Here is a 17,002-nt window from a genome sequence, read left to right as displayed (position 1 = left end):
CATGAGCGCGCCATTCGTTCTGGCCGTTCCCTCCAAGGGCCGCCTGCAGGAAAACGCGGAAGGCTTCTTCGCTCGTGCCGGCCTCAAGCTGTCGAAGGCCGGCGGCGCCCGCGACTATCGCGGCACCATCGCAGGGCTCGACAATGTCGAGGTCGCCTATCTCTCGGCGAGCGAGATCGCATCGCAGCTCGCCCGCGGCTTCGCGCATCTCGGCGTCACCGGCGAGGATCTGGTGCGCGAGACCATCGCGGACGCCGACAAGCGCGTGTCGCTGATCGAGGGGCTCGGCTTCGGCTATGCCGACGTCGTCGTCGCGGTGCCGCAGGCCTGGATCGACGTCCGCACCATGGCCGATCTCGACGACGTCACCACCGGCTTCCGCGAGCAGCATCACATGCGGATGCGGGTCGCGACCAAGTTCGTCAACCTCACGCGTGCCTTCTTCCAGAGCCACGGCATCACCGATTACCGCATCGTCGAAAGCGCGGGCGCAACCGAAGGCGCGCCGGCGGCCGGCAGCGCCGAGTTGATCGTCGACATCACCACCACGGGCGCGACGCTGGCCGCCAACGGCCTGCGGGTGCTCGACGACGGCGTGATCCTGCGCAGCCAGGCCAATCTGGTCGCCTCGAAGGACGCCGACTGGTCGCCGCAGGCGCGCGAGACTGCGCGCGTCATCCTCGATCACATCGCAGCAAGGGCGCGCGCCAACAAATACCGCGAGGTCCGCACCCGCTTCCGGCAGTGCGACGCCGCCCTGCTCGGCGAAGCCCACAGCCGGTTCGGCGTCGAGGCCCCGTTCGGCGGGCCGACCTCGTCCGGCATGCTGACGCTGCACTGCCCGCCGGGGCAGCTCTATGCACTGGCGAGCTTCCTGCGCGAGCATGGCGCCGACACGGTCTCGGTGGCCTCGCTCGACTACGTGTTCGACCGGGAGAACCCGCTGTTCGCCAAGCTCGAGGCGTTCCTGCGGCGGTGAGCCCAAAGTTTGCTGAGCAGCTCCGTTCAGCGTAGCGACAGCAAACCGCAGCTACCATATGCTGTTGAGATGACCTTGATCTCCTCTGGAACCCCAATCGATGACGCTGGGCTCTGACGTTTCCGGCATGACGACCACCGCAGGCACCGCCGCGGCGAAGGGACTGTCGATTGTCGTCCCCGTCTACAACGAGGCGGCCGGCCTCGCCGCCCTGCACCAGCGCATCTGCGAGCTCGCCAAGACCTTGCGCGAGCGCTATCGGCTCGCTTGCGAGGTCGTCTATGTCGACGACGGCAGCGCGGACGCGACACTTTCGATCGCACGTTCGTTGCCGGCTGACGCGATCAGCATCCAGGTGGTGTCGCTGTCGCGCAATTTCGGCAAGGAGGCGGCGCTGATGGCCGGCCTCGACCATGCCCGGCTCGGCGCCGTGATGTTCATGGACGGCGACGGCCAGCATCCGCCGGCCCTGGTCGAGCAGCTGGTGCGGCACTGGATCGATGACGGCTATGACGTCGTCTATACCGCCAAGGCGCATCGCGACAACGAGACGTTCCTGCGCCGCCTCGCCGTGCACGGCTTCTACGCGCTGATCAATTGGGGCGCGCGCCAGAAGATCCCCGAGGATGCCGGCGATTTCCGCCTGCTGTCGCCGCGCGCAGTCGCAGCGCTCAGGCAATTGCCGGAGCGCAACCGCTTCTTCAAGGGCCTCGCCAGCTGGATCGGCTTCCGCCAGATCCGCGTCGACTACGAGCCGGCACCGCGCGCACATGGCGTCACCACCTTCAACGCCGCGCGACTGCTTGGCCTTTCAATCGAGGGCCTGACCTCGTTCTCGGTGGCGCCGTTGCGCTTCGCCAGCCTGCTCGGCGTGGTGCTCGCCGGCGGCGCCTTCCTGTTCGGCCTGTCGATCCTGTGGGAGGTATGGACAACCGGCAAGCAGGTGCCCGGCTATCCCTCGCTCGTGGTCGGCCTGATGACCATCGGCGGCGTGCAGCTCATCATGATCGGCATCGTCGGCGAATATATCGGCAAGATCCTCTCCGAGCTGAAGGCGCGGCCGATCTACTTCGTCGCCGAGCACAGCGAGAGGCATTTCGAGGCCGACAAGGCCCAGGATGCTTCAAGCCAGGACGCTTCAAGCCAGGACGGTTCGAGCCAGGACGGTTCGAGCCAGGACGCCTCGAGCAGGACGGCGGCCGAATGAGCAGCGCCGCGAGCCCGCGGCGAATCTGGCTCTGCGCCGACGATTACGGCATCAGCCCGGGCGTCAACCGCGCCATCCGTGACCTCATCGAACGCGGCCGCCTCAACGCCACTTCGGTGATGATGGTGGGAGCTGCGATCGAACGCAGCGAGGCCGAGGCGCTTCAGGCTGCGGTGAAAGCGAGCCCGCGCTGCGCGATCGGATTGCATGTCACGCTGTCGGCGCCGTTTCGGCCGCTCACCATGCATTTCCGTCCCCTCGATGGCGATATGTTCCTGCCGTTTCCAAAGCTGCTGCGCGCCGGTCTTGCGCGGCGGCTCGACCGCGAATTCTTTCGCGCCGAGGTGAAGGCGCAGCTCGCCGCCTTCGTCGACGCCTTCGGCCGCACGCCTGATTTCGTCGACGGCCATCAGCATGTGCAGCTCTATCCGCAGGTGCGCGACGGCTTTGTCGATGCGGTTGTTGAGGCTGCGCCACAGGCCTGGGTGCGCCAGGGCGGCCGCAAGCTGCCACTGGCGCAGCGGCTGGCCTCGCCCAAAGCCATGGTGCTCGACATCCTCAGCGCGCAATTCCGCCGCCGCGCCGCCAGCGCCGGCCTCGCCTTCAATCCCGGCTTCGCCGGCGCCTATGATTTCACGCGCGCGGCCGATTTCGGCGAGCTGATGCGGCAGTTTCTGGAAGGCCTGCCGGACGGCGGCCTCGTGATGTGCCATCCCGGCTTCGTCGACGACATCCTCACCAGCCTCGATCCGATGACCGACGTCCGCGAGCGCGAGCACGCCTATCTGAAGAGCGATGCATTCGCCCGCCTGCTGGCGGACAGCAACGTGACACTGGCATGAAGTCGGCGAAAAGCCGGCCAGGGGCAGCCAAGAGGCAGCTTGTCGCATACCGAAATTTAATCCGGCCGGCACTGTTGGGGCCACAATGGAACCCTACATCTTCTGCGCGCTTGGTTTTGCGCGAAGGAGACAGATCATGACCCCGCAGGAACGCCAGCTCGTCGACGACCTTTTCGACCGGCTTTCAAAGCTGGAAAATGCCCCGCGCGATCCCGACGCGATCGCCGCGATCTCCGACGGCCTGCGCAAGGCGCCCGGCGCGGTCTATGCGCTGGTGCAGACCGTGCTGCTGCAGGATGAAGCCCTCAAGCGCGCCAATGCCCGCATCCAGGAACTGGAAGCGGCCCATGCGCCGGAGCCGGCCCAGTCCGGCGGTTTCCTCGATACCATGCGCGACACGCTGTTCGGCTCGAGCCCGTCGCGCGGCTCGGTTCCGAACGTGCCGCCGCGTGAGGAGCGGCCGGTCTGGAACAGCGGCCAGGCGATGCAGCAGTCCCAGCCGGGCTACGGCCAGCCGCCTTATGGCCAGGCTTACGGACAAGGTCCGGGACAGGGTTATGGCGCCCCGCCGGTCGGCGGTGGCGGCGGCTCGTTCCTCGGCACGGCGGCGGCAGCCGCGGCCGGCGTGGTCGGCGGATCGCTGCTGCTCTCGAGCATCCGCGGCATGATGGGCGGCCCGCACCAGCAGGCCTTCGGCGACACCAACGCGCTCGGCGACCGCAGTCCGTGGGGCGGCAGCGATCAGTCAGGCGGCTCGCTCGCGCGCGATGCCGGCCTGAACGACATCGGCTCCAACCGCAGCGACGACTCGCGCCAGGGCTTCTTCGACCAGGCGTCGAACGACCGCGACAACAACGACCAGAACTACGACGACGATCACGACGACAGCATGGACATGGCCGACGACAGCGATTTCGGCAATGACGACGGCGGCAGCGATTACGCGTAACTGCTCGATAGCATGACAAACAACAACGGCCGTCCGGGAGGCGGCCGTTTTTCATTTCCAACTCTTGCGCAGGCCTCTTCCCTTCTCCGCTTGTGGGAGAAGGTGGCGCGAAGCGCCGGATGAGGGGTATATCTCCAATTGCAGGACTGCTCGTGAGGATGGAGACCCCTCACCCGTCTCGCCGCGGCGCGGCGATCCACCCTCTCCGCAAGGGGAGAGGGTGAGCAGCGAACGCTTGGCTACATCACCACGACCTTGGTGCCGACATTGACGCGGCCGTAGAGGTCGATGACGTCTTCGTTACGCATGCGGATGCAGCCGGAGGAGACGTTGGTGCCGATGGTCCAGGGCTCGTTGGAGCCGTGGATGCGGTAGAGCGTGGAGCCGAGATACATCGCGCGGGCACCGAGCGGATTTTCGGGGCCGCCTTCCATGTGCCGCGGCAGATCAGGCCGGCGCGCGAGCATCTCCGCGGGCGGGGTCCAGTCCGGCCATTCGCGCTTGGCGGTGATCGACTTCACGCCGGACCAGGTGAAGCCGGGACGCCCGACGCCGATGCCGTAGCGCATCGCCTTGCCGTTGCCCTCGACGAGATAGAGGAACTTGTTCGGCGTATCGACCACGATCGTGCCGGCGCTTTCATTGCCGCTATAGTCAACAACCTGTTTCTCGAATTTCGGATCGAACGGACGCTGCCGCGGGTCGATCGCCTCCTGCTGCAGTCCTGCACCTTGCTGATATCCACCCTGCATCTGCGGCTCGCTCATCGGCGGCAGCCGGCGCTGGTCGTAATAGCCCGGCTGCTGCTGATACACCGGCCGCTCGGGCGCATAGGCCGGACCGCGACCCGGACCATCGCCGAACAGGAATTCGATGAAGCCGCCGCCCATGTTCGAGTTGGAGGCGACGCGCACCGACGCCGGCGGCACGCGCGGCTGATAGAGCACCGCGGGCGGATCGTTCGGCACTGTGTTGTCGAAAGCGCTGGCGCCGCTGGTGCCGGCAATGAAGGTGGAAGCGCTGCCGAGCAGCGCGACAGACATTTTCTTGAACATCGACGTACTCTGTACTGTTTCGTCTAGATCACATGCGTCGTGCAGGTCTGGTGGCTGATCCACGCCCGCGACGTGGTCAATAAAAAGCAAAAGCCGTTTTGTTTGGTAAACGTATCAGCCGTTTCGATTCACCACGTCGCGAGCGGGCCTGCAATTTGGCGATCAGCGTTTATTTTCGATGAACGCCGCGCGACCCTCGTTAATCGCTTCTTTGCGCGCCGTCCCGCGCGGCCGCAACGACAGTTCCCGCTGTGAACTTCGTGTTAAATCGCTTCTGCGTACAAAGACGCGTGAGTGAGGTGGGGGGAGTATCCTGATGGCTGTTCACCGCAAGCGTTTTCGTGTCGAGGATATCGCCGGTGGCGAGATGCCCATTCTAGACGTAACTGAAGAGGCAACTCCGATGCACAGCGAGATCATGGCCGAGCTGCGCGCGATCCGCGCCCAGATGGCGAAGGGCATCACGGCCAGCCCGCTGACCGGCAGCGCCGCGATGGCGGCGATCGACGCGTCGACCGCGCATGAGCTGTCCGAAGCGCGCACCATGCTCGAGACCTACCGGGCGCAGATCGAGCAATGCGAGAAGCTGAAGGTCGAGCTAGATCTCATCCACGACGCCATCGACCGCACCAAGCGCGAGATCGCGACCCTGCACGGCAAGAGCTTCGACGGCGGCGAGATGGCGAAGGTCAATGGCGAGCTGGGCGCGGTGGTCGGCGGCACCGAGCAGGCGACCCAGCAAATCCTCGAAGCGGCCGAGTCGATCGACCAGGCCGCCAGCGCGATGTCAAAGGTGGACTCGGCCGATCAGCAGAAGCGGCTCGCCGACGACATCCAGGAACGCGTCATCTCTATTTTCGAAGCCTGCAACTTCCAGGACCTGACCGGCCAGCGCATCAGCAAGGTCATGACCACGATGAAGTTCATCGAGCAGCACATCAATGCGATGATGGAGATCTGGGGCGGGGTCGACGCGATCAAGGCTCATGTGCCGGCGCCGGTCGACACGCGCAGCGAGGACGAGAAGCTCCTCAACGGCCCCAAGCTCGCCGGCGACGTCGGCCACGCCTCGCAGGACGACATCGACGCACTGTTCGACTGAGCGGACGCGGCATAGGAAAAAGCAAAACGCCGGCCCTGGGGACCGGCGTTTTTGTTTCTCGTCACTGCGAGGAGCGAAGCGAAACAATGCTGGCTGCCTCCGCGGAGACAGGCTGGATTGCTTCGCTGCGCTCGCAATGACGAGTGGTTAGGCCGGAACCCCGATCAGGCCCTCGGCGCGCAGCGGACGTAGACCATGTTGCCGTAGCGGGTGGCGGCGTCCTTGTCGATGAAGCGGGTGATCAGGACGCGGCCGTCGAAGGAGACGATCTCGCGGTCCTGCTCGCCGGGCGTCGGGCCGGCGGGTCCGATATAGTTCTTGCCGCTGGGCGAGCCCTTCAGGCGCAGCTCCTGCGGCGTCGCCTGGTCGGCCAGATGCATGATCACGCCGCCGGAGGAACCGGCGGTGATCACGTAAGGGTTCTTGCACTGGGCCCTCGCCGCGGCCTCGGTGCGGGCGCGGTCGGCCGGGTTCTGGAACGAGGCAAGGCCCCAGCGGCCTACGATCTCGTCGGGGCGGATGGTCGCCGGCATTTCCGGACCGGTGCCGGGCTCCGCCTCGGGTGGCGGCGACGACGAGAAGGACGGCAGGCTCGTGCCGCCGCCGCAGGCGCCGAGCAGCAGCGCCAGGCAAGAGGCAGCCGCCAGGTTGGCGACCTTGCGCGCGTGAGCTGAACTGATCATGGCATTCCCCCGAACAAGACCATGGCCGCACCCCTCCCGCAGCCAAGCGTAAAACCGCTGCCGGAGCAATGACGTCCTTTGACACGCCGGCGCCCCGAACAAGTTTCCAATGCCACCATCCTATATCCGCCTCACCAATCGCTTAACCAGCTTTGCTTGACAGGATCGCAGCCAAGCCATATTCCCGGACGCACTATTAGCACTCGGAAAGCCCGATTGCTAAGCGCGCCGTTCGATCCTCGGGACGAGGGGGGACGGAAGCGCCGCCCCACCCACTTCCACTACTTCCGAAGCGAGCCTCCAAAGGGAAACGTCATGGCTAAATCCAAATTTCGTCCGCTGCATGACCGTGTCGTGGTCAAACGTATCGACGCCGAGGAAAAGTCCAAGGGCGGCATTATCATTCCCGACACCGCCAAGGAAAAGCCGTCCCAGGGCGAGGTTGTCGCCGTCGGCCCGGGCGGCCGCGACGAGACCGGCAAGCTGATCCCGATCGACCTCAAGGTCGGCGACCGCGTGCTGTTCGGCAAGTGGTCGGGCACCGAGGTCAAGATCGACAACGAAGAGCTCCTGATCATGAAGGAGTCGGACATCATGGGCGTTCTGGCCTAAGGCCATCCGCCTGAACGGCCGCTGAATGTCATGCCCGGATCGAGCGATCCGGGCATCCATCATTCCGCCGCACAGCACCAAACAAGACACATCACGAAACACGAGGGATTGCAGACCATGGCTGCCAAAGACGTCAAGTTTTCCGGAGAGGCGCGCGAACGCATGCTGCGCGGCGTCGACATTCTCGCCAACGCCGTCAAGGTGACGCTCGGCCCGAAGGGCCGCAACGTCGTCATCGAGAAGTCGTTCGGCGCGCCCCGCATCACCAAGGACGGCGTCACCGTCGCCAAGGAGATCGAGCTCGAGGACAAGTTCGAGAACATGGGCGCCCAGATGGTGCGTGAGGTCGCCTCCAAGACCAACGACCTCGCCGGCGACGGCACCACCACGGCGACCGTGCTGGCCCAGGCCATCGTGCGCGAAGGCGCCAAGGCGGTTGCGGCCGGCATGAACCCGATGGACCTCAAGCGCGGCATCGACACCGCGGTTGCCGCGGTCATCAAGGACATCGAGAAACGCGCCAAGCCGGTCGCCGCATCCTCCGAGGTCGCCCAGGTCGGCACCATCTCGGCCAACGGCGATGCCGCCATCGGCAAGATGATCGCCCAGGCGATGCAGAAGGTGGGCAACGAGGGCGTCATCACCGTCGAGGAGAACAAGTCGCTCGACACCGAGGTCGACATCGTCGAGGGCATGAAGTTCGACCGCGGCTATCTCAGCCCCTACTTCGTCACCAACGCCGAGAAGATGACCGCAGAGCTCGAGGACGCCTACATCCTCCTGCACGAGAAGAAGCTGTCGGGCCTGCAGGCCATGCTGCCGGTGCTCGAAGCCGTGGTGCAGTCGGGCAAGCCGCTCGTCATCATCGCCGAGGACGTCGAGGGCGAGGCGCTGGCCACCCTGGTCGTCAACCGCCTGCGCGGCGGCCTCAAGGTGGCCGCCGTGAAGGCGCCGGGCTTCGGTGACCGCCGCAAGGCCATGCTCGAGGACATCGCGATCCTCACCGGCGGCCAGCTGATCTCCGAGGAGCTCGGCATCAAGCTCGAGAACGTCACGGTCAAGATGCTCGGCCGCGCCAAGAAGGTGGTGATCGACAAGGAGAACACCACGATCGTGAACGGCGCCGGCAAGAAGCCCGAGATCGAGGCCCGGGTCGGCCAGATCAAGGCGCAGATCGAGGAGACCACCTCGGACTACGACCGCGAGAAGCTGCAGGAGCGCCTCGCCAAGCTCGCCGGCGGCGTCGCGGTGATCCGCGTCGGCGGCGCCACCGAGATCGAGGTCAAGGAGAAGAAGGACCGCGTCGAGGACGCGCTCAACGCCACCCGCGCCGCGGTGCAGGAAGGCATCGTCCCCGGCGGCGGCGTCGCGCTGCTGCGCGCCAAGAAGGCCGTGGGCCGTCTGTCCAACGCCAATGACGACGTCCAGGCCGGCATCAACATCGTGCTGAAGGCGCTGGAAGCCCCGATCCGCCAGATCTCCGAGAACGCCGGCGTGGAAGGCTCGATCGTGGTCGGCAAGATCCTGGAGAACAAGTCCGAGACCTTCGGCTTCGACGCCCAGAACGAGGACTATGTCGATATGGTCGAGAAGGGCATCATCGACCCCGCCAAGGTGGTGCGCACCGCGCTGCAGGACGCCTCCTCCGTGGCCGGCCTGCTGGTGACCACCGAAGCCATGGTGGCCGAGCTGCCGAAGAAGGAAGCTCCGCCCGCGATGCCCGCCGGCGGCGGCATGGGCGGCTTCTGAGCCCTTCCTGATCTACCAGCACCAACGAAGGTCGCCTCCGGGCGGCCTTCTTTTTTGCCGACCCTGCCCCGCCGCTTTCCGATTCAACCGGCGGCCAAAACCCACTACGGTGGCGCGCCGATTCTCGATCAAGGATTTCCACGATGCGCGCGCTTCTGGTTTGCCTGACGGTTGTTTTGGCGGCTCTGCTGGCAATCGCGCCCGAAGTCGCCTCCGCCCAGATGAAACTGTCGCCCAAGGCCACGGCGCCGGGTGGAACCGAGACGCGCTATTTCACCTCAATCGACGGGCTGATGGACGGCAATGCCGACGTGATCCTGAAGGAGACGCGGCAGGGCAAGACGGTGACGGCGGCCGTGCTCGACGTCTGTTACCCGGTCGCGAAGAATTCCGAGCGCAAGGACCGCTTCGTCGTCAATCTCCAGGTCGCCGGCCAGACGCTGACCGGCACGACGCAGAGCCTTGGCGAGAAGTCGCCCGTCAGCGTCAAGCTGCTGCGCAAGCAGAGCGGCGACACGTTCGAATTCCGCGGCCAGATCAGCATCGGCCAGACGGTGACCGAGGTTACCTCGCCCGACAATTCCGATCTCAGCGAGAAGGAATTTCAGGACAACCAGACCTCCGACGACGGCATCGTGCCGCAGCCGAAGGATTTCACCGACGTCTCGCCGGAGGCGATCGCGGTGAAGGTCAAGCTGGATGCGGCGACCGAGTTCCTGAAGAGCCTGAAGGGCCAGGCGGTCGAGGTGACGCTGGCGAGCCTTAATGTCGGCTGCGACGCACTGCGCGCCGGCGAGCAGACCATCAACATGTCGGTCGACCCGGAGCGCGCGGCCGAGATGCTGGCAAAGTTCAAGGCGATGCCGGGCGTCACCGCGGCAGGCTGGACCGCGGGGATGACCGAGATGGACCGCACGATCCGTTTCCCCGCCGCCGACTGGCGCGACGGCGACAGGATCAATCGCGACAAGCTCGCGACCGCCGTTGCGGGCGTGCTGAGCAGGACGCTCGCGGCAAAGCCGGTGTCGCAAAGCTTCAACCCGGCGACCGGCAAGCTCAAGCTGGTGTTCAAGCGGCCGAACCAGGATCACCCGGCGCTCGAGCTCACCGACACGATCGAGGTCGCAGGGCTCGTCTCGCCCGACAAGCCTGGCACCACCGACAAGCTGATGCTCTGGATCGGCAGCCCCGCGACCACGACCAGCGACGAGAGCAGCGGCCCCAAGCTCAATCTCTCGGACGACGCCTCGGCCGAGGAGGAGGGCGATCTGCCCGACGACAACGGATCGCTCGAGGCGCTCACCAAGGAGCTGAAGGGCCAGCGCTGGGACGCCGACAAGTCGGTGTGGAAGTGACGAAGTGAGTCGCGCACCTCACTCTCAGTCATCGCCCGGCTTGCCGCCTTCGCTGAAGCTTCGGCGCCGAGCGCCTTTGTGCGCCTCGGCGTAGCCTTGGCGGAGCCGGACCGGGCGATCCCGTACTCCGAGACGCTGATGATACGCGGACAAGCCGCGGAGTGCTGGGTGCCCCGGTCAAGCCCGGTCAAGCCGGGGCACGACGACGAGCGTGCTTCAATTCCCGTTGACGCGAAAGCGCAGCGGCTTGGGGCCGATCAGGGTCAGTACGTCGCCCTGGCGCTTCCAGGTCTCGACGCTGCCGAGCGCTGCGACCAGCTCATCGTCCGCCTGGGCCTTGGCCTGCGGACAGGACCGGTCCTGGATCTGGCCCGGGACGAAGATCACGGTGTTGCCGGCGACCGAGAACTGGCCCTTGCCGCCCTTGCACCAGAGCTCGAGCACGACCTCGCCATTGTCGCCGATCTCGATGTTCGGAATCCGCTTCGAGCCTGCTTGCGGCAACGCCTCCAGCGTCATCTCGGTGCCGAACGGAAAACCGTCCTCGGCGCGCGCGAGCGTGGCCATCGCGAGCATTGCAACCGCCGCACACACGATCTGCTTGATCGAAACCATGAAACCTCTCGACCGACCTGATTTGCGGCACCTTCTATAAGACGATGGCGTCATTGAGAAGGTTCGCCGGGTACGGACGCAAAATCCCCGCGAGGGCGAACCTCGCGGGGATTGGCGTCGCAGCGCCGCCGGTTACTGCAGGACCAGCGTCGTGAACGGCCAGACATAGGCCTGCAACGTCACGAGCACACCGACGAGACATGCCAGCACGATCGAGTGCCAGAACACGAAGCGCAGGATGGTGCCCTCGTGGCCGTACCAGTTGGTCGCGGTGGAGGCGACCACGATCGACTGCGCGTCGATCATCTTGCCCATCACGCCACCGGAGGAGTTCGCCGCCGCCATCAGCACCGGCGACAGACCTAACTGCTGAGACGTGATCTTCTGGAGGTTGCCGAAGAGAATGTTCGACGACGTATCCGATCCGGTCAGCGCCACACCCAGCCAGCCAAGCAGCGTGCCGAAGAAGGGATAGAGCACGCCGGTTGCGGCGAAGGCGAGACCGAGCGTGGCGTCGACGCCGGAGAGCCGCGTCAAGGTGCCGATCGCGAGCATCGCCGAAATCGTGACCAGCGAGATCGCGCACAGGCGGATGGTGCGGCCGTATTCGGTCAGCAGCCGTCCGGGACCGACGCCCATCAGGAAGCCCGAGATGATCGCCGCAATCAGCATGCCCGTGCCGGTGAAGGACAGGTAGGTGAAGCTGAACACCGCGGCTTCCTTGGTCGGCGCCGGTGCAACCGGAGGCATCTTGTTGATCATCTGGTGCAGCTCGGGCACCGGATAGTTCCAGACGAAGATCGAGTTCGCCCAGGTCTTGAACGCACCATTGCCCCAGATCAGCATCACGATGCAGACGATGATCCACGGCAGCAGCGCACTCCACATCTCGCTCTGCGTCAGCGGCGTCTTGTCGAGCGGCTTTGCCGCCCCCATCGTGGCCGCCGATTCATCGCGGCCGCGCAGCGCCGGCGACAGCCAGAGCTGCCTCGGCTGCCAGACCTTCAGGAACAGGATCAGCGCGCCCATCGAGATCAGCGACGCACCGATGTCGACGATCCACGGATTAATGAAGTTCGAGATCACGAATTGCGGGATCGCAAACGACACGCCCGTGACGAGGATCGCCGGCCAGACGTCCTTCATGCCCTTCCAGCCCGCGAACGCCCACACCACCCAGAACGGGACGATCAGCGAGAAGAACGGCAACTGCCGGCCGACCATCGCGCCGAGGATGTAGGGATCGAGCCCGGTGACCGAGGCAAGCCCCTGGATCGGCGTGCCGAGCGCGCCATAGGCGACCGGCGCGGTGTTGGCGATCAGCGACAGACCCGATGCCGCGAGCGGCGAGAAGCCGAGGCCTATCAGCACGGCACCGGTGATCGCGACCGGCGTACCGAAGCCCGAAGCACCCTCGAAGAACGCGCCGAACGAGAACGCGATCAGCAGCAATTGCAGCCGCCGGTCCTCGGTGACCCCGCCGACCGCACGCTTCAGGAGTTCGAAGCGCCCGGTCGCCACCGTCACCTGGTAGAGGAAGATGACGTTGAGGACGATCCAGCCGATCGGGAAGAAGCCGGTCACGATGCCCAGCACCGAGGCCCGGATCGACATGTTCGCTGGCATGGTGAAAACGAAGATCGTGATCAGGTTGGTCACGATCACGGCGACGACGGCCGCGATATGCGCCTGGACGCGCCCGCTCGCGATCAGGACCAGCAGCGTGACGACCGGGACCGCCGCCGCGATCGTCGACAGCACCGGACTGTGCAGCGGATCATAAATTTGATTCCACATGATCTTCCTCCCCCACGCATGTTTGCGGCAGACGGCCCGCGTGGAGAGCCAATCCTGCTTTTCGCTGGTAGCGATAACCCCCGAGCTGGACGCGAATTCCTCGCGAATGCGGCGGTTCCCCTCCGCTCACAAGCTCGCGAAACCCCGAAGCACCCCCGCCCCGCGCCGTTACGCCCATGCTAGGGTTGCAAGCTGCGACAAGCCAACGCAAATTGCACAGCTTGCGACTTTAGTCTAAGCGCGCCCATTTTCGTCATTGCCTCAAGTCTTTGGCTCAGGGCATTTGTGCACATCCCCTCGAGGAGACAGAGCTCTGTGAACAACATCCGCGCCACGCTCGCGATCGTCTGGCGAATCGCCATCCCCTATTTCCGATCGGAGGACAAATGGGCCGGCCGCGGCCTGCTCGGCGCCGTCGTTGCCATGGAGCTGGCGCTGGTGGCGATCGACGTGCTGGTGAACCAGTGGCAGAACAGGTTCTACAGCGCTCTGCAGGCGAGCGACTGGGACGCGTTCGTCACGCAGATCTGGATCTTCGTCGCCCTCGCGTTCACCTACATCGCGCTGGCGGTCTACAAGCTGTACCTGAACCAGTGGCTGCAGATCCGCTGGCGGCAATGGCTGACCCGGCACTATCTCGGCGAATGGCTCGAGAACGCCACGCATTACCGCATGCAGCTCAAGGGCGATGCGGCCGACAACCCGGACCAGCGCATCACCGAAGACGTCAAGAACTTCGTCGAGCAGACCTTGACGATCGGGCTTGGCCTGCTCTCCTCGATCGTGACGCTGTTCTCCTTCGTGATCATTCTCTGGGGCCTCTCCAACGCTGCGCCGCTGCACCTGTTCGGCACCGACCTCATGATCCCCGGCTATTTGTGCTGGGGCGCACTGATCTACGCGATCTTCGGCACCGCGCTGACGCACTGGATCGGCAGCCCGCTGGTCAACCTCAATTTCGAGCAGCAGCGCTACGAGGCCGACTTCCGCTTCAACCTCGTCCGTGTGCGCGAGAACTCCGAGCAGATCGCGCTGCTCAAGGGCGAAGGCGCCGAACGCGGCCGGCTGCTGGATCGCTTCGGCTTCGTGATCGGCAACTGGTACGCCATCATGAGCCGGACGAAGCGGCTCACGGCGTTCACGGCGAGCTATCAGCAGGCCGCCGTGATCTTTCCCTATGTGCTGGTGGCCCCCGCCTTCTTCGCCAAAAAGATTCAACTCGGCGACATGATGCAGACCGCATCCGCCTTCTCCAGCGTGCAGGGTGCACTGTCGTTCTTCGTCACGGCTTACCGGTCGCTGGCGGAATGGCGCTCGATCGTCGCGCGCCTCGACGGCTTCGAGATGTCGGTCGCTTCCTCCGCAAACCTGCCGGCGCATGAACCTGCGATTGCCCTCAGGGCTGCGGGCGGCAGCCGCATCATCGCCCTCGAGCAGCTCTGCGTGAACCTGCCCAACGGCACGCCGCTGGTCGCCGCCGATGCCTTTGCTATCCAGCCTTCGGAACGCGTGCTGGTGACCGGTCCGTCCGGCTCCGGCAAGTCGACGCTGTTCCGGGCCATCGCGGGCATCTGGCCGTTCGGCACCGGGACCATCCTCGTTCCCGAAAAGGCCAGGCTGATGATGCTGCCGCAGCGCCCCTATTTCCCCGTCGGCAGGCTGCGCGATGGCGTGGTCTATCCGGCAACGCGTGATGCATTCGACCCCGCGCGCGTGAGGGACACGCTGATTGCGGTCGGGCTGCCCAATCTCGCCGGACGGCTCGACGAGGACGGTCACTGGAACCGGATGCTGTCGCTCGGCGAGCAGCAGCGCCTCGGGCTCGCCCGCGCCCTGCTGCATGCACCCGACTATCTCTTCCTGGACGAGGCCACGGCGTCGCTGGATGAGCCCTCCGAGGCGCGGCTGTACCGGCTACTGGCGGAGAAGCTGCCGCAGGCGACCATCGTCTCGATCGGCCACCGCTCGACACTCGATGTCTTCCACACCCGCAAGGTGGCGATGGTGCAGGACGGCGAGATCCACGTTCTCGGCGATGCCGCCGCGCCCGCCGAGAAGGAGCCGACGGCGGCGCGCTGAGGCGCAGGGGCGTCCCTCGCCGGCTGTCCAGACTGCCCAGCTTCGCTGCGCTCGCCAATGAGGGAGTGTGAGGCAGCCGCGGCGCCCTGCCGGTTCGCATTTGAAGCCCCAAACTCAGCTTGGACTAGACTAGTCGTCTCACGGCCCCGCCCCGTCTCTGCATCCTCAAAGCAAAAGGGCGGCAGGTTGCCCTGCCGCCCTCGTGAGTAGTCCCGAGACGAAACTTACTTCAGGTTGGTCATCGCCGTCAGGTCGAACGACAGTTTGGCGATGCCGGCCGCGCCGCACCAGTTGGAGCCGACGCCCGTCGGATTGATCGGGGTCACGAAGGTGCCGCTTGAGGCCGTGATGTTGCCGCGTGCCGACCAGTCGCTGGTGAAGGCGTTACAATTGCCCTTCGACAGGTCCGTGTCGGAGTAGCGCAGATCCAGCGTCATGACCTTGTAGGTGAAGCCGATACCGATGTTCCAGGTGTTGTAGTCGGCATATTTGATGCCGTTCGGGAAGGCCGGCACGCCGTAGAAGCTGTCGGTTGTGCCGAGCCACTGACGGCCGAACTCACCCGACACATACATGCCGACGCCGCTGGAGCCGAACACGGTGCTGGGCGCGGTATACTTGCCCACGATCGAGGCGTAGTTGCCCCAGGCGCCCGAGTTCAGATAGCTCGGGGTGTAGTATTCGTTCACGCCGAACGACCAGTTGTCGTTCACGGTGTAGGTAAACTTGCCGTAGACTTCGAAGAAGCTCAGGTCCTTCTTGATCACGTTGGTGTTGAGCAGGGCCTTCTCGGCGCACTCGGCGCCCTGGAAGACGCCGGCGTTGTCGATGCCGGGGGCGCCGAAGTAGCAAGTGCCGCCCGGATACAGGTAGCCCCACACGCCGATGTCGAAGGCGAACGCACCGAAGGTCGGGCGGATACCGCCGTAGACGTCGATTTCGGCCGCAGCCCGGTTCGGGAAGGAAATGCTCTCACCGGCCACGCCGACATAGAGCTGGAGGTCCTTGGTGACGTTGTAGCGAGGCTCGAAATAGGCCGCGACCGAGGGCTTGTGGTTCGACTGGGTGATACCGCGGAAGATGTAGTCGCTCATGATTGCGCCGCCGAAAGCGATATCCCAGGGATCGAAAGCAACCACCGGCGGGGCCTTCTTGGCCTTCACTGCCATGTCGGCCGCGAAAGCCGAACCCGTCGTCACCATTGCCAGCGCCGTTGCCAACAAAGCCACTTTTTTCATTTCGATCCCCATCTACCCGTTCGTACTTGCCAGTCGGCGCCCGGAAGCCCCCGGGGCATGCGACCTGTCTGCAAAATTGCGTTACTGCGACAATCTGGATCGACGGACGCGAAGGGTGAAGCAAAAAGCGCGAGCATCTGCCGACTTTTTAGGCGTTTTGAGGTTTCCACGAAAGGTTGTCAGCCTGTGTGGCTTCTGGATCACATTATCTGCATCACAAAGTGCATAGGGGCCCCGTGCAAGTACGGACGCCGCCGGCCACGTGGCGCCGGCGCCACGAATCATTTCGGCTGAAGAGGGACGGCTCGCGGCTCCTCATGCAGCGATGCAAAAAGGCCGCAGCGTCACCGCCACGGCCTTTCTGCTTGCAGATATTCCAAGAGATCGAGATAGGGCCCTCGGCCTAGCCCTGCCCCTCGACCGGCGTCGGTTCCGCAGAAGACGAAGGCATCGCCCAGCTCGTCTCGGCGACGGGCTCGGGCGCCGGACCTGATGGCTTCGGCGCGGGAGCTGCCTTCGCCTTCTTCGGTGCCGCTTTCTTCGCGGCTTTCTTCGGTGCAGCCTTCTTGGCCGCCGCCTTCTTGGCAGCCTTCTTCGGGGCGGCCTTCTTCGCAGATTTCTTGGCAGATTTCTTCGCGGACTTCTTGGCTGCCTTCTTCTTCGTCGCCTTCTTCGCCGCTACAGCCTTCTTGGCCTTTTTGGCCTTCTTGCTTTTCTTCTTCTTCGCTTTCGCCATCGTG

The 17,002-nt window shown here is 65.0% G+C and carries 15 protein-coding genes; 9 read left to right on the top strand and 6 right to left on the bottom strand.

What is annotated here, in order from left to right; translation table 11 throughout:
- The first annotated feature begins 1 nt into the window (after position 1).
- The 4 genes from hisG (at position 2) to ACRQ5Q_RS05165 (ending at position 3,977) form a co-directional block, all read left to right on the top strand.
- Positions 2-979, top strand: a complete 978-nt coding sequence (hisG, locus tag ACRQ5Q_RS05180) for an ATP phosphoribosyltransferase (protein WP_439396335.1) — start codon at positions 2-4, stop codon at positions 977-979.
- A 100-nt stretch (positions 980-1,079) separates the two neighbouring features.
- Positions 1,080-2,186 carry a glycosyltransferase family 2 protein gene (locus ACRQ5Q_RS05175; RefSeq protein ID WP_439371182.1) on the top strand — a complete coding sequence of 369 codons (1,107 nt, stop codon included), beginning with the start codon at positions 1,080-1,082 and terminating at the stop codon, positions 2,184-2,186.
- Positions 2,183-3,028 (top strand): ChbG/HpnK family deacetylase, encoded by an 846-nt coding sequence (locus ACRQ5Q_RS05170; RefSeq protein ID WP_439396333.1) that lies wholly within the window; start codon positions 2,183-2,185, stop codon positions 3,026-3,028. The genes ACRQ5Q_RS05175 and ACRQ5Q_RS05170 overlap by 4 nt, the downstream gene beginning before the upstream one ends.
- 136 nt (positions 3,029-3,164) lie before the next feature.
- Positions 3,165-3,977 (top strand): DUF2076 domain-containing protein, encoded by an 813-nt coding sequence (locus tag ACRQ5Q_RS05165; protein ID WP_439371184.1) that lies wholly within the window; start codon positions 3,165-3,167, stop codon positions 3,975-3,977.
- A gap of 239 nt (positions 3,978-4,216) precedes the next feature.
- On the opposite strand, the gene ACRQ5Q_RS05160 is transcribed toward ACRQ5Q_RS05165, so the two are convergent.
- Positions 4,217-5,032, bottom strand: a complete 816-nt coding sequence (locus ACRQ5Q_RS05160) for a L,D-transpeptidase family protein (RefSeq protein WP_439396331.1) — start codon at positions 5,030-5,032, stop codon at positions 4,217-4,219.
- A 316-nt stretch (positions 5,033-5,348) separates the two neighbouring features.
- On the opposite strand from ACRQ5Q_RS05160, the gene ACRQ5Q_RS05155 reads away from it, so the two are divergent.
- On the top strand, positions 5,349-6,134 hold the full coding sequence (locus ACRQ5Q_RS05155) for a protein phosphatase CheZ (RefSeq protein ID WP_439396329.1): 786 nt from the start codon (positions 5,349-5,351) through the stop codon (positions 6,132-6,134).
- A gap of 164 nt (positions 6,135-6,298) precedes the next feature.
- On the opposite strand, the gene ACRQ5Q_RS05150 is transcribed toward ACRQ5Q_RS05155, so the two are convergent.
- Complete coding sequence (locus ACRQ5Q_RS05150; RefSeq protein ID WP_439396328.1) at positions 6,299-6,817, bottom strand: hypothetical protein; 519 nt, start codon at positions 6,815-6,817, stop codon at positions 6,299-6,301.
- Positions 6,818-7,132: 315 nt separating this feature from the next.
- Here ACRQ5Q_RS05150 and ACRQ5Q_RS05145 point away from each other — a divergent pair, with 315 nt between their 5' ends.
- From ACRQ5Q_RS05145 to ACRQ5Q_RS05135, 3 genes are all read left to right on the top strand, one after another.
- Positions 7,133-7,429 carry a co-chaperone GroES gene (locus ACRQ5Q_RS05145; protein WP_439371189.1) on the top strand — a complete coding sequence of 99 codons (297 nt, stop codon included), beginning with the start codon at positions 7,133-7,135 and terminating at the stop codon, positions 7,427-7,429.
- A 117-nt stretch (positions 7,430-7,546) separates the two neighbouring features.
- The gene (gene groL, locus ACRQ5Q_RS05140; RefSeq protein ID WP_439371190.1) at positions 7,547-9,178 is read left to right on the top strand and encodes a chaperonin GroEL; all 1,632 of its coding nucleotides are present in this window, start codon (positions 7,547-7,549) and stop codon (positions 9,176-9,178) included.
- 143 nt (positions 9,179-9,321) lie between these two features.
- Entirely contained in the window at positions 9,322-10,533 is a 1,212-nt protein-coding gene (locus tag ACRQ5Q_RS05135; protein WP_439396326.1) for a hypothetical protein, read from the top strand.
- A 216-nt stretch (positions 10,534-10,749) separates the two neighbouring features.
- On the opposite strand, the gene ACRQ5Q_RS05130 is transcribed toward ACRQ5Q_RS05135, so the two are convergent.
- On the bottom strand, positions 10,750-11,148 hold the full coding sequence (locus tag ACRQ5Q_RS05130) for an META domain-containing protein (protein ID WP_439371194.1): 399 nt from the start codon (positions 11,146-11,148) through the stop codon (positions 10,750-10,752).
- A gap of 132 nt (positions 11,149-11,280) precedes the next feature.
- Positions 11,281-12,945, bottom strand: a complete 1,665-nt coding sequence (locus ACRQ5Q_RS05125) for an L-lactate permease (RefSeq protein ID WP_439396324.1) — start codon at positions 12,943-12,945, stop codon at positions 11,281-11,283.
- Positions 12,946-13,260: 315 nt separating this feature from the next.
- Between ACRQ5Q_RS05125 and ACRQ5Q_RS05120 the strand changes: the two genes are divergently transcribed.
- Positions 13,261-15,024, top strand: a complete 1,764-nt coding sequence (locus ACRQ5Q_RS05120) for an ABC transporter ATP-binding protein/permease (RefSeq protein WP_439371198.1) — start codon at positions 13,261-13,263, stop codon at positions 15,022-15,024.
- Positions 15,025-15,248: 224 nt separating this feature from the next.
- On the opposite strand, the gene ACRQ5Q_RS05115 is transcribed toward ACRQ5Q_RS05120, so the two are convergent.
- Positions 15,249-16,262 (bottom strand): TorF family putative porin, encoded by a 1,014-nt coding sequence (locus tag ACRQ5Q_RS05115; RefSeq protein ID WP_439396322.1) that lies wholly within the window; start codon positions 16,260-16,262, stop codon positions 15,249-15,251.
- Between the two features lie 403 nt (positions 16,263-16,665).
- A complete protein-coding gene (locus ACRQ5Q_RS05110) occupies positions 16,666-16,998 on the bottom strand; it encodes a histone (protein WP_439371202.1) in 333 nt (110 codons plus the stop codon).
- Positions 16,999-17,002 lie beyond the last annotated feature (4 nt).

The sequence above is a fragment of the Bradyrhizobium sp. PMVTL-01 genome, from assembly GCF_051861855.1.
Classification (GTDB): Bacteria; Pseudomonadota; Alphaproteobacteria; order Rhizobiales; family Xanthobacteraceae; genus Bradyrhizobium.
Note: the sequence above shows the minus strand (reverse complement) of the source record. Positions and strands in the feature narration are given on the sequence as shown.

Excerpts from the sequence above, each read along its gene's own strand:
- ACRQ5Q_RS05165 (WP_439371184.1), top strand. The coding sequence starts at position 3,165 with ATGACCCCGCAGGAACGCCAGCTCGTCGACGACCTTTTCGACCGGCTT.
- groL (WP_439371190.1), top strand. The coding sequence starts at position 7,547 with ATGGCTGCCAAAGACGTCAAGTTTTCCGGAGAGGCGCGCGAACGCATG.
- ACRQ5Q_RS05150 (WP_439396328.1), bottom strand. The coding sequence starts at position 6,817 with ATGATCAGTTCAGCTCACGCGCGCAAGGTCGCCAACCTGGCGGCTGCC.
- hisG (WP_439396335.1), top strand. The coding sequence starts at position 2 with ATGAGCGCGCCATTCGTTCTGGCCGTTCCCTCCAAGGGCCGCCTGCAG.
- ACRQ5Q_RS05175 (WP_439371182.1), top strand. The coding sequence starts at position 1,080 with ATGACGCTGGGCTCTGACGTTTCCGGCATGACGACCACCGCAGGCACC.
- ACRQ5Q_RS05115 (WP_439396322.1), bottom strand. The coding sequence starts at position 16,262 with ATGAAAAAAGTGGCTTTGTTGGCAACGGCGCTGGCAATGGTGACGACG.
- ACRQ5Q_RS05170 (WP_439396333.1), top strand. The coding sequence starts at position 2,183 with ATGAGCAGCGCCGCGAGCCCGCGGCGAATCTGGCTCTGCGCCGACGAT.
- ACRQ5Q_RS05145 (WP_439371189.1), top strand. The coding sequence starts at position 7,133 with ATGGCTAAATCCAAATTTCGTCCGCTGCATGACCGTGTCGTGGTCAAA.
- ACRQ5Q_RS05160 (WP_439396331.1), bottom strand. The coding sequence starts at position 5,032 with ATGTTCAAGAAAATGTCTGTCGCGCTGCTCGGCAGCGCTTCCACCTTC.
- ACRQ5Q_RS05130 (WP_439371194.1), bottom strand. The coding sequence starts at position 11,148 with ATGGTTTCGATCAAGCAGATCGTGTGTGCGGCGGTTGCAATGCTCGCG.
- ACRQ5Q_RS05110 (WP_439371202.1), bottom strand. The coding sequence starts at position 16,998 with ATGGCGAAAGCGAAGAAGAAGAAAAGCAAGAAGGCCAAAAAGGCCAAG.
- ACRQ5Q_RS05125 (WP_439396324.1), bottom strand. The coding sequence starts at position 12,945 with ATGTGGAATCAAATTTATGATCCGCTGCACAGTCCGGTGCTGTCGACG.
- ACRQ5Q_RS05155 (WP_439396329.1), top strand. The coding sequence starts at position 5,349 with ATGGCTGTTCACCGCAAGCGTTTTCGTGTCGAGGATATCGCCGGTGGC.
- ACRQ5Q_RS05135 (WP_439396326.1), top strand. The coding sequence starts at position 9,322 with ATGCGCGCGCTTCTGGTTTGCCTGACGGTTGTTTTGGCGGCTCTGCTG.